Source organism: Streptomyces sp. NK08204 (genome assembly GCF_020400585.1).
Taxonomy (GTDB): domain Bacteria; phylum Actinomycetota; class Actinomycetes; order Streptomycetales; family Streptomycetaceae; genus Streptomyces.
Window position 1 is genome coordinate 593,146 of the sequence record NZ_JAINVF010000002.1, and the last position, 11,904, is coordinate 605,049.

An 11,904-nucleotide genomic window follows, 5' to 3' on the forward strand; every position below is an offset into this window, starting at 1 on the left:
GGGGCGCAGGGCGGCGTAGACCGGTCCCGGGCGGGTCAGCCGTCCCCGGCGGTCTTGCTCGTCAGCACGCCGTACCCCAGTTGCAGGGCATCGGCGCCGGCCAGTCCGGCGAGCGCGCCCATGGCCGTCCGCGTCGCCCGCGGCCACAGCAACTGCCCGGCGGTCAGGGCGGTCACCACCCAGACGCTCGTGCAGTACGGGCAGGTCACAAGCTCGCCCGGGATGTTCTTGCCGTCGCCCGGCTGAGCCTCCTCGTGCAACTCGGCGGGGCCCTGCGGGCCGACGTACCGTGTGAACGGCGCGCGCAGCGGACTGGTGACCGAGGCCTTGCTCAGGAGTCTGCTGAGCCGGAACGTGGCGACCGAGGTCAGGACCACGTCCCAGGGCTCGGGCCGTTCGGGCAGCGGGCACCCGCGCAGCCGTACCGCCGCCACCCAGGCCGCCGTGTACGCCCCGAATCCGGTCATGGCCGCGAGATAGCCGCCCAGCGGCCGATCGTGCCCTGCCGAGTACCGTCGTTGCGTGCGCCGCGCGAGGTCGCACAGACGTTGTGCCAGACGGCTGTCAGCCGCCGTGTCCGTGGGGCTCATGCGTGGCCCCCTTCTCCATCTGACCGCTGCTCCCCGCGTGCTCCCGGTCGCGCAGACGCACCTCGACGTGGCCGCCGACGATCCGCGTGTCGAAGGCGGGCTGGGGAGAGGTGGCCGGACCGCGTACGTTCCAGCCGTCCGAAAGCCGGAAGACACTCCCGTGCCATGGGCATCGCACACATCCGTCGGCGATGGTGCCTTCGGACAGTGGCCCCGCCAGGTGGCTGCACCGGTCGGCCAGCGCATGCACGGCTCCGCCTGATTCGCGGACCACCAGGACCGGCACGTCGTCCACGGTGCGCCGCACCGCCTGTCCGGCCGGGAACTCGGCCACGGCCCCGATCCGGTGCCAGCCCTCCGAGACGACGTGCGGCACCTCTTCCGCGTGGTTGGCGCCCGACGCCTGCCGGTAGGCGAGATGACCGCCCAGCATGCCCCCGGTCGCAGCCGCCGTCAGCCCCAGGAACCCGAACCCACGGCCGGCCCCGGTCCGGCCCTTGGCGCGGCAGGTGAGCGATGCGGCGTACAGTCCGACGGCCGCCGTGTTGGCCAGTGCGTGCACCAGGCCGACACGCTGCTGCGTGCGGTGCAGTTCCGCCCAGTCGACGGCCCCGGCCAGCGCAGCGGGGCCGGCAGCGGTCAGCCCCACGCCGATCAGCAGTCCCGCTTCCCGCGAGCGGCCGGGGCACAGGTCGAGCACCGCGGCGGACAGCCAGCTGCCGATCGGCACCTGCACCATCAGCGGATGCACCGGATGCCCCAGCCACCTGCCGTGCAGCAGGTCCCGACCACCGCCCAGCGGCAGCGCGCGTACACCCCGGCCGACCAGATCGATCACCGCATCGGCGCCAGACCGGCTCTCCAGGCCGTCCAGCAGCCGCAGAACCCTGTTCTGTCCCGTCCGACGACGTCGCGTGGTTCCCATGGGTCGCAGGGTCCCCCTCTGCGCCGACCACAAACGGGCCGGCCCGGGTCGGCGCTCGCACGGCCGTCGCCGGCTTTCGGGGGCCCTCGTACGTCGACGTGTCGCCGCCGGTCAGTGACCAACCGGCGCCCGGGACTGGACTGCCTCGAGGGTCAGTGGGCGGTCATGCCATCTCCGAAAGCCCCTTTGACCAGCACGGAGAAGCCACCGGCCAGGGCCAGGGTGAAGACGAGCCGACGCGCCCCCCGCTCCAGGACTCCGGGGGCGAGTGCCCTGCCGACGAGGGCGCCCGCCGAACCCCGCGGTCATGGCGCCCCTCGTTCCGGTCAGAGCCGGTATGCGCGCGCCTCCCCTCACAAGAGCCACGGCAAGCGTCACGAGAGTTCCGCCAGAACGACTGTGCCGCCCAGCAGTAGCCCGGCCGCTCCTGGGCCGGCCATGGCAGACCCCCACCGTCACCCGGATGATCGAGGCCATCCTCGACAGAACGGCCCCGGACGCAATGGCCTGCCCAGCCACCTCCCCCGACTCGTCGGCACAGGACGGCACGGCGGCCAGCCTTGAATCCTCGAATCCTCGAATCCTTGAACCGGCGTGAGGCACCAGGCCGGCGAACCGTCGTGAATCAGCCATTCCCCTGACTGCAAAGAAGTCTGTGCACAGAATCTATGCACAGACTTCTTTGTCAACTACCTTGGCGGACATGGAACTTCCTGAGCAGCCGTCCCAGGTGCAACTGACCGCTCGTAACCTGCGGGGCCTCGCACATCCGCTGCGGGTACGGATGTTGACGATCCTGCGGACCGAGGGACCGGCCACGGCCACCACGCTCGCCCGGCGGCTGGACCAGAACACCGGCGCCACCAGCTATCACCTGCGCCAGCTCGCCGAGTACGGCTTCATCGTCGAGGTGCCGTCCCGGGGCGGCCGGCGCGAGCGCTGGTGGCAGGCGGCGCACGCCAACACGGTCGTACCGGACGACGAGGTGCTGGCAGGCGGCGACGGTCTCGGCATCGTCTACTTGCAGGCGCTCGGCCGGGTCTGGTCCGACGCGATGACGACCGCCATCGACGCGACCGCTTCGCTGCCGCCCGAGTGGCGCGACGCCCAGGACTTCGGCGACTACGTGCTCACGCTCACCCCCGCCGAGGCCAAAGAGCTGACGGCGGAGATCCACCGTCTGCTCCGCCGGCGCAACTCCTCGCCCGTACCGGCAGGTTCGCCCCTGCCCGAGGGCGCGGCGCGGGTCGCCTTCCAGTTCCAGTTGTTCCCCACCAGTGCGGACCGGCACGTCTCCCACCCCACCGACTCGGAGTGAGAAAGATGACCTCTCGGCACGCGACCGCCCAGCAGACGACGGACAGCGGCACATGCACGCCCTCTCCCGACGCCTCGGCCGGCGAACCCCGGGTCCTGCGCGCACTGGTCGGCATGCTGTCGGCCAACGCGGCGGCCCTGTCGGCCAACCGGGTGCTCTCGATCGCCCTGCCCTGGTTCGTCCTGACGACGACCGGCAGCGTCGGCAAGACCGGTCTGGTCGCCTTCTGTCAGATCGTCCCGTACGTGATAGCCCAGGCGCTGGCGGGACCGGTCATCGACCGGGTCGGCCCCAAGCGCATCAGCGTGGCCGGCGACCTGGCCTCCACCGTCGCGACGGCCACCGCCCCGCTGCTCTACCTCACGGGTCACCTTTCCTTCGGCCTGCTGCTGGGGCTGCTGGTCGTGGTCGGCGCGGCGGACGGCCCGGCCAACGGAGCCAAGGGCCTCTTCCTGCCGGCGGCCACCCGCGCCGCCCGGGTTCCGCTGGAACGGGGGACCGGCCTGTCGGCGGCGGTCGAGCGGACCGCGACGACCATCGGACCGGCCATCGCGGGTGTGGTCGTCGCCTCCTTCGGCAGCCTCTACGCCCTGTGGATCACCGCCTGCCTGTTCGGCGTGTCGGCGCTGGTCATCTCCACCACCCTCAGCGACCCGGTGCCCGAGCCCCACGAGACGCCGATCGAGGAGGCCGAGGGCTACCTCTCGCGGCTGCGCCAGGGCGCCGAGTTCCTGCGCGAAGCCAAGCTGCTGCGGTCCATCGTGTGCATGCTCGCCGCGACCAACCTGCTCGACCAGGCGTTCATGTCCGTACTGCTGCCGGTCTGGGTGAAGGAGACGGGTAACGGCGCGGAGGCCGTTGGTCTGGTGGTCAGCGTCTTCGCCGCGACGTCGATCCTCGCCGCGCTCGTGGCCGCCGGGGTGGCCGAGCGGCTGCCCCGGCGTGCCGTGTACCTGATCGGCTTCACACTGGGCGGCGTCCCGCGCTTCGTGGCGATGGCCGCGGGCGCGCCGCTGTGGCTGGTGCTGGCAGTGCTGGCGGTGGGCGGCCTGGGGTCGGGCTTCGTCAATCCGATCGTGGGGGCCGTGACGTACGAGTTGATCCCCACTCCGCTGCTGGGACGGGTCAAGACGCTGGCGCAGGCCGTCACCTGGGCGGGCATCCCCTTCGGCGGACTGCTGGGCGCGGGACTGGTGACGGTGGCGGGCACCTCGGGCGCGCTGTGGATCGTCGGCGGTCTCTACCTCGTCGCCATCGGTGTGCCGGCCCTGAACCGGGAGTGGGCGGGCATGCGCAAGCGTGCGGTGTCCGATGCGGGACCCGCCGGCACCGTGCGGGGGGACGGGAGGGTGGCCGGTACGGCGTCCGTCCCCGGGGAAGCTGCGGTCAAGGCTGCCGCTTGACCGGCGGCACGGGACCGGCGCCGGCCGGGCGGTGGACCGCCACCCCGGCCGGCGCCGTTGTCGCGTGTCCCCCTCCGCCCGGACGCCGACTTCGGCGGGGGCGGGCGTGCTTCCGCCGAAGCGGGCACAGGCGTCCGGGCCGGAAGCGCGTGAGCGTCCCCGCCCGACGGACAGCAGTGGCCCCGTCCGACGGGCAGCAAGGGGCTCGTCTGACGGGCAGCAAGGGGCTCGTCTGACGGGCAGCAAGGGGCTCGTCCGACGGGCGCAAGGGGCTCGTCCGACGAGCAGTGGTGAGCCCTTCCGACGGGCAGAAGTGTCCACGTCCGGCGGGCAGAAGTAACCAGTTACCTCTCCAAGATCGCTCTGCGAGCATCGGATTCGACTGAGTTTCCGAGGGGTTTTCGCGAACGGTCGGCGACGAGGAACTGGTGGACACATGACGACGAATCCGATGATGGCCGCGGCCTCCGGCCGAGTGGCCGAGCAGGGCGGTTTCTCCCCTGCGGAAGCCCGTATTGCGGCAGTGTGGAATGCGCTGCTCGGCACCGAGGTGACCGCGGCGGACGACGAATTCTTCCGGCTGGGGGGAACCCGCCCGCAGGCGGCGGAAATGGCCCGCCGGATCGCGGAGGAATTCGGTTCGGAATTCGGCGCGGAACCACTGCCGGAGCCGTTGACGGTGCGGGCGGTGGCGTCGTTCCTCGCAAAGGAGGCCCTGCAACGGGCCCGTCGGCTGTTCGAGTCGGCCGACTTCGACGCCGAGGACGCCGCGGACACCATGGACGCGCTGGTGGCGGCCGGGGCTCCGGACGACGGTCCGGTCATCCCCCGCGCGCCCCGGGACGGGCGTCTGCTGCCGCTGTCGTTCGCGCAGCACCGACTGTGGTTCCTCGACCAGTTGGAGCCCGGCCGGGCCGAGTACCTGATCCCCATGGGACTGCGCATCCGCGGCCCGCTGGACGTCCCGGCGCTGCGTGCGTCGCTGTCGGAGCTGGTGGCTCGGCACGAGGTGCTGCGCACGCGCTTCATCACCGACGCGGACGGCAGTCCCGGCCAGGTCGTCGACCCGCCCCGGCCGCTGCCGGTCGCCGTTCACGACCTGCGGTCCGTCACCGGGGAGGCCGCGCGCGAGGAGGCGGCCACCGCGCTCGTGGACACCGAGGGCTTCCGTCCGATGGACCTCGCCACCGGACCGATGGTGCGCGCGCTGCTGCTCCGGCTGGCCGACGACGAGCACCTGCTTTCCCTGACGGTACATCACATCGCTTTCGACGGCTGGTCCGTGGGGGTGCTGTCCCGGGAGCTGGCCGCGCTGTACGGCGCGCGGGTCGCGGGCACGGCCGCAGGTCTGTCCGATCCGCCCCTCCAGTACGCCGATTTCGCGGTCTGGCAGCGCCAGTGGTTCGCCGGCGAGGTGCTGGCCGAGCAACTGGACTACTGGCGCGGCCGGCTGGCCGGTACCGAACCGCTGGAGCTGCCCACCGACCGCCGGCGCCCGGCGCGGCGCAGCGGCAAGGGCGCCATGCTCACCTTCCGCGTGCCGGCGCAGACCGCCGACGGTGCCCGCAGGCTCTCCAAGGAGACGGGCGCGAGCCTGTTCATGACGCTGCTGGCGGTCTTCCAGGTGGTGCTGTCGCGCTACAGCGGCCAGGAGGACATCGCGGTCGGCACCCCGATCGCGGGCCGTAACCGCGCCGAGATCGAGAACATGATCGGCTTCTTCGTGAACACGTTGGTCATGCGGACCGACCTGTCCGGCGACCCGACGTTCACCGAGTTGCTCGACCGGGTCAAGGACACCGCGCTCGGCGCCTACGACCACCAGGACCTGCCCTTCGAACGCCTGGTGGAGGAGCTGGCGCCGCAGCGCGACCTGTCGCGCAATCCACTGTTCCAGACGATGTTCGTCCTCCAGAACACCCCGGACAGCCGGTCGTGGGAACTGCCGGGCCTGACCGTGCGCCAGCTCGACGTGGCGGCCCAGGACTCCAAGTTCGACTTCACCTTCTACACCACCGAGGCCGCCGACGGCGCTCTGGACGGCACCGTCGTGTACTCCACCGACCTGTTCGACGAGGCCACGATGGTGCGCCTCGCCGGGCACTTCGAGACGCTGCTGGCCGCCGCCTGCGCCACCCCGGGCGCCCGGCTGTCCGAGCTGCCGATGCTGACCGACGACGAGCGGCGGACGATCCTCGGCGCGTGGAACGGCGCCGACACCGACGCCCCGGACACGGTGACCGTGACCCGGCTGATCGAGGAGCGGGCCGCCCGCCACCCCGACGCACCGGCCGTGACGTGCGGCACCGACCGGCTGACCTACCGACAGCTCGACGAGCGGGCCGAGTGGATCGCCGGCCGGCTGCGCGAGCGCGGTGCCGGGCCGGGCACCCTGGTCGGGGTGTGCCTGGACCGCGGTACGGACATGGTGTGCGCGCTGCTCGGCATCCACAAGTCGGGGGCGGCGTACGTGCCGCTCGATCCGGCGTACCCCACGGACAGGCTCGCCTACATGGTCGAGGACAGCGGCGCCCCGCTGGTCGTCACCCAGGCAGCGCACACCGGCCGCCTGCCCGCCCGTACACCGACGCTGCTGCTGGACGGCTCCTGGACGGAGCGGCCGTACACCGCCTCCGCCGGTCCGGTGGCGCAGGCCGGCCCGGACGACGTGGCCTACGTGATCTACACCAGTGGCTCCACCGGCCGTCCCAAGGGTGTGCAGATCACCCATGGCGCGCTGCGTGCGCGGATGCGGGAGACCTGCCGGGAGCTGGGGCTCACGTCCGAGGACCGGGTCCTGCAGTTCGCGTCGATCGCGTTCGACTCGTCGGTGGGCCAGATGTTCGCCCCGCTCGTCTCCGGGGCCTGCCTGGTGCTGCGCGACGACGCCTGGGACCCGGGCCGGCTGGCGGCGGCGCTGCGCGAGCACCGGGTGACGGTGGCGTGGCTCACCCCGTCGGCGTTCGGGGCGCTGGCCGCCGACCTGGACGGGCCGGAGGCGCTGGGCCCCGAGCTGCGGCTGGTCCGGCTCGGTGGCGAGGCGCTCCAGCGGGAGCAGGTCCGGCAGTGGTTCCGGCACTGCGCGGTGCCCCTGGTCAACGGGTACGGGCCCACGGAGGCCGCGCAGGAGGCGACGACCGCCACGATCACCGGCCCCGTCGACCGGGTGCCGATCGGCCGGCCGGTCGCCAACGCGAAGGTGTTCGTGGTCGACCGCCACGGCCGGCCGGTGCCGGTGGGCGTGCCGGGCGAGATGTGGATCGGCTGCCCCGGACTGGCCCGCGGCTATCTGAACCGGCCCGAGCTGACCGACGAGAAATTCACCGTCGTGGACGTGGACGGCACGCCGCGGCGCGTCTACCGCACCGGCGACCTCGCCCGGTGGCTGCCCGACGGGCGGCTGGAGTTCGTGGGCCGCGCCGACAACCAGGTCAAGCTGCGCGGTTACCGCATCGAACCGGGCGAGATCGAGACGGCCCTGCTCGCCCACCCCGCGGTCACCGGTGCCGCCGTGGTGCTGCGCGAGGACGTTCCCGGCGTGCAGAGGCTGGTGGCGTACGTGGTGCCCGTGGGCCCCCTCGACGCGAGCGCGCTGCGCGCCCACCTCCGGCGCGACCTGCCGGACTACATGGTGCCCGCGGCGTTCGTGCCGCTCGAGAGCATCCCGCTCACCCCGAACGGCAAGACGGACCGCCGGGCGCTGCCCGCCCCGGCCGCCGACCGGTCCGGGCTGGACGCCGCGTACACCGCGCCGCGCACGGACACCGAACGCACGGTGACCGAGGTGTGGTCCGAGGTGCTGGGCGTCGACCGGGTCGGCGTGCACGACGACTTCTTCGCGCTGGGCGGGCATTCACTGCTGGCCACCCAGGTCGCGTCGCGGCTGCGCCGGCGGCTGGGTGCCGATGTGCCGGTGCGCACGCTGTTCAGCGCGCCGACCCCGGCGCTGCTGGCAGCGGCCGTGACGGAGCCGGCCGGCACCGGCGCGGGCCGCATCCCGTCCGCGCCGCGCGGCAGCGGCTCGCTGCCGCTCAGCTTCGCCCAGCAACGGCTCTGGTTCCTCGACCAGCTGGAGCCGGGCCGGGCCGAGTACCTGCTGCCCTTCGCCTTCCGCGTCCGCGGCCCCCTGGACGTGGACGCCCTGAACGCCGCGTTCACCGCGGTGGTGGCGCGCCACGAGGTCCTGCGCACCCGGTACGGCACGGACGCGACGGGCTCCCCGGCGCAGCTGATCGACCCGGCACAGCCGGTGCGGATGCTGGTACGGGACCTGCGCGGGGCCGGTGACGCCGCCGCCCGCGAGGACGCCCTGACCAGGGTGCTGCGGGAGGACGCACTACGACCGGTCGACCTCGGAACCGGACCGGTGCTGCGCGCGCTGCTGGTGCGGCTGGCCGACGAGGAGTGCGTCCTGGCGGTCACCGTGCACCACATCGCCTTCGACGGCTGGTCGGTGGGCGTGCTGGTGCGCGAGCTGTCCGCGCGGTACGCGGAAGCCGTCGCGGACCGGTCCGGCACGGCCGGGCCCGATCCGCTGCCGGTGCAGTACGCCGACTACGCGGTGTGGCAGCGCGCCTGGCTGTCCGGTGCGCCGCTGGAACGGCAACTCGCCTACTGGCGAGATCGGCTGGACGGCCTGGAGCCGCTGGAGTTGCCGACCGATCACCCGCGGCCGGCCGAGCGCGGCGGACGGGGCGAGGTGGTCCGGTTCTCGGTGCCCGCCGAGGTCGCCGCCCGTGCCCGCGCGGTGTCCGCCGAGAACGGCACCAGCCTCTTCATGACCCTGCTGGCGGTCTTCCAGCTGCTCCTGGCCCGCTACAGCGGGCAGCGGGACATCGCGGTGGGCACCCCGATCGCCGGCCGCAACCACGCCGAGACCGAGGACCTCATCGGCTGCTTCGTCAACACCCTCGTCCTGCGCACCGACCTGTCCGGCGACCCCGCCTTCACCGAGCTCCTGGACCGGGTCAAGGACACCGCGCTCGGCGCCTACGACCACCAGGACCTGCCCTTCGAACGCCTCGTGGAGGAACTCGCCCCCGACCGCGACCTCTCCCGCAATCCCCTGTTCCAGACGATGTTCGCGCTGCAGAACACACCGGGCGCAGACGCCTGGAACCTGCCGGACCTGTCGGCGGAACCCGTCGAAACCCCCGTCCGGGACGCCAAGTTCGACCTGTCGATGTACCTCGCGGAGGCGGCGGACGGCACGCTGGACGGCGCCATGGTCTACGCGGACGACCTGTTCACCGAGCACACCGCGCACCGCCTGGTCGGCCACTTCACCAACCTGCTGGCCGCGGCCACGGCCCGTCCGCACAGCGCGCTGTCCGAGGTCGAGATGCTGGACGCGGTGGAGCGGCACCGCATCCTCGCCGAGTGGAACGACACCGCCGCACCCGTCCCGGCGACGACACTGCACGGGCTGTTCGAGCAGCGGGCGGCACAGGACCCGGACGCGGTCGCCGTCGTCTGCGGCTCGGAAAGCCTGACATACCGTCAACTCGATGAGCGGGCCAACCGCCTGGCCCACCGGCTGCGCGCCGTGCCGGGCATCGGTGCGGACGTACCCGTGGGCGTCTGCCTGGAACGCTCACCCGCCATGGTCTGGACGCTGCTGGGCATCCTGAAGGCCGGTGCCGCCTACGTCCCGCTCGACCCGGAGCACCCGGCGGACCGGCTGGCGTACCTGGTGGCGGACTCCGGCGCGCCGCTGATCGTCACCGACACCGCGCACGCCGCCCTGTTGCCGGAGGGCCCGGACCTGCTGGCCGTGGACCGGCCCGCCGACCTGCCGGACACCCTGCCCACGAACGCGCCGGAACCCGTCACGGACCCCGGTGACCTGTGCTACCTGATCTACACCAGCGGCTCCACGGGCCGCCCGAAGGGCGTCCGCATCGAACACCGCGGAGTGGTCAACTACCTGGCCGGCATGCAGCACGCCTTCCCGCTCGCTCCGGGCGAGGGCTTCCTCCAGGCCACGCCGCTGTCCTTCGACGTGTCGGCGTACGAGATCTTCTGGCCCCTGTGGCAGGGCGCCAGGGTCGTGCTGGTGCCCGGCACCGACCGGCTCGACATGGCCGAGGTGTCCCGCCTGATGCGTGCCCACCGCGTGGTCGGCCTGCACTTCGTGCCGAGCCTGCTGGACCTGTTCGTCTCCCGGGTACGGCCCGGGGACTGCACGCACCTGCGGTACGCCTTCGCCAGCGGCGAGCCGCTCCAGCCGACGCTGGTGAGCCGATTCACCGAGCGCTTCCCCGGTGACCTCGTCAACCTGTACGGCGCCACCGAGGTCTCGGTGGACACGACGTACTGGCGGGCCTCGCGCACGGACCCGGCCGGACCGGTCCTCGCGGGCCGTCCCATGGTCAACCAGACCGTGTACGTCCTGGACCCGGACCGCCGTCCCGTGCCCGCCGGTGTGCTGGGCGAGGTGTACCTCGGTGGCGACAGCGTCGGGCGCGGCTACCACCAGCGGCCCGACCTCACCGCCGAGCGTTTCGTCGCCGACCCGTTCCGTGGCGGCCGGATGTACCGCACGGGCGACCTCGGCCGGTTCACCGCGGCCGGCGAACTGGACCTGCTGGGACGCGTCGACCGCCAGGTGAAGCTGCGCGGCGTCCGGGTCGAACTCGGCGAGATCGAGGCGACCCTGCTCACCCACGGTGCGGTCGGGGTGTGCGCGGTGGTGGTCCGGGAGGACACACCCGGCGACAAGCGGCTGATCGCCTACTGCGTGCCCGCGCCCGGCGGCACGGTGGACGTCGGCGTGCTGCGTGAGTGGGCCGCCGAACGCCTGCCGCGCGCCATGATGCCGTCGGCGTTCGTGATCCTTCCGGAACTGCCGCTCAACCGGAACGGCAAGGTCGACCACGCGGCCCTGCCCGCTCCCGGGAGCGACGGCGACAGCACGGCCGGATACACCGCGCCGAGGGACGAGATCGAGGCGGAGATCGCCGGGATCGTGGCCGCCGTGCTCGGCGTCGAACGCGTGGGGATACACGAGAGCTTCTTCGAAGCGGGCGGACATTCCCTGCTCGCCATCCAGCTCGTCAATCAGGTGGAGTCGGCGACCGGAGTACGCATCGGCCTGCGCCGCCTTTTCCAGTCGCCGACCGTCATCGGCATCAAGCAACAGCTCATCGAATTGTTCGACGCGCAGGAACAGGATTCCTGAACCAGCGGCCCATTGCCCACGCGACAAGACGAAGAGGACGGAACATCATGGGCGAGAATTCGGTCGAGGCACGGCTGCTGTCCCGCATGCGGCGTCGTGCGGAAGCGGCCCGGATCGTCACCACTGACCGGGAGGCCGGGCCGCTGCCGCTGTCGTTCGCGCAGCAGCGGCTGTGGTTCCTGGACCGGTTGACGCCGGACAGCGCGGAGTACCTGGTGCCGACGGTGCTGCGGGTGCGCGGCGCGCTGGACGTCACCGCGCTGGGCACGGCGCTGTCAGGTCTGGTGGCCCGGCACGAGGTGCTGCGGACGGCGTTCCCGGCGGACGACAAGGGCACACCGCGGCAGGTGATCACCGCACCCTGGCCGGTGGAGGTCACCGTCCACGACCTGCGGGCCGAGGCGGAGGCGGAGACCCGCGCGGGCGAGGTGCTGCGCGCCGAGGCCACGCGGCCGTTCGACCTGGACACCGGCCGACTCCTGCGGGCC

At 72.6% G+C, this 11,904-nt stretch carries 6 protein-coding genes; 4 read left to right on the forward strand and 2 right to left on the reverse strand.

Annotation, left to right across the window (positions count from 1 at the left end; genetic code table 11):
- Positions 1-35 precede the first annotated feature (35 nt).
- Together K7G59_RS05710 and K7G59_RS05715 are read right to left on the reverse strand one after the other, a co-directional pair.
- A complete protein-coding gene (locus tag K7G59_RS05710; RefSeq protein ID WP_225830728.1) occupies positions 36-590 on the reverse strand; it encodes a DUF1360 domain-containing protein in 555 nt (184 codons plus the stop codon).
- Positions 565-1,515, reverse strand: coding sequence for a Rieske (2Fe-2S) protein (locus tag K7G59_RS05715; protein ID WP_225830729.1), 951 nt, complete (start codon positions 1,513-1,515; stop codon positions 565-567). Before K7G59_RS05715 ends, K7G59_RS05710 begins: the two co-directional genes overlap by 26 nt.
- Before the next feature lie 703 nt (positions 1,516-2,218).
- Here K7G59_RS05715 and K7G59_RS05720 point away from each other — a divergent pair.
- The 4 genes from K7G59_RS05720 to K7G59_RS05735 form a co-directional block, all read left to right on the forward strand.
- Positions 2,219-2,833: a transcriptional regulator gene (locus K7G59_RS05720; RefSeq protein ID WP_225830730.1), complete on the forward strand. Its 615-nt coding sequence runs from the start codon at positions 2,219-2,221 to the stop codon at positions 2,831-2,833.
- 5 nt (positions 2,834-2,838) lie between these two features.
- Positions 2,839-4,236, forward strand: coding sequence for an MFS transporter (locus K7G59_RS05725; protein WP_225830731.1), 1,398 nt, complete (start codon positions 2,839-2,841; stop codon positions 4,234-4,236).
- 436 nt (positions 4,237-4,672) lie between these two features.
- On the forward strand, positions 4,673-11,416 hold the full coding sequence (locus tag K7G59_RS05730) for a non-ribosomal peptide synthetase (protein WP_225830732.1): 6,744 nt from the start codon (positions 4,673-4,675) through the stop codon (positions 11,414-11,416).
- 47 nt (positions 11,417-11,463) lie between these two features.
- Positions 11,464-11,904 (forward strand): condensation domain-containing protein (locus K7G59_RS05735; protein ID WP_225830733.1); only part of this gene is annotated, 441 nt, incomplete at its 3' end.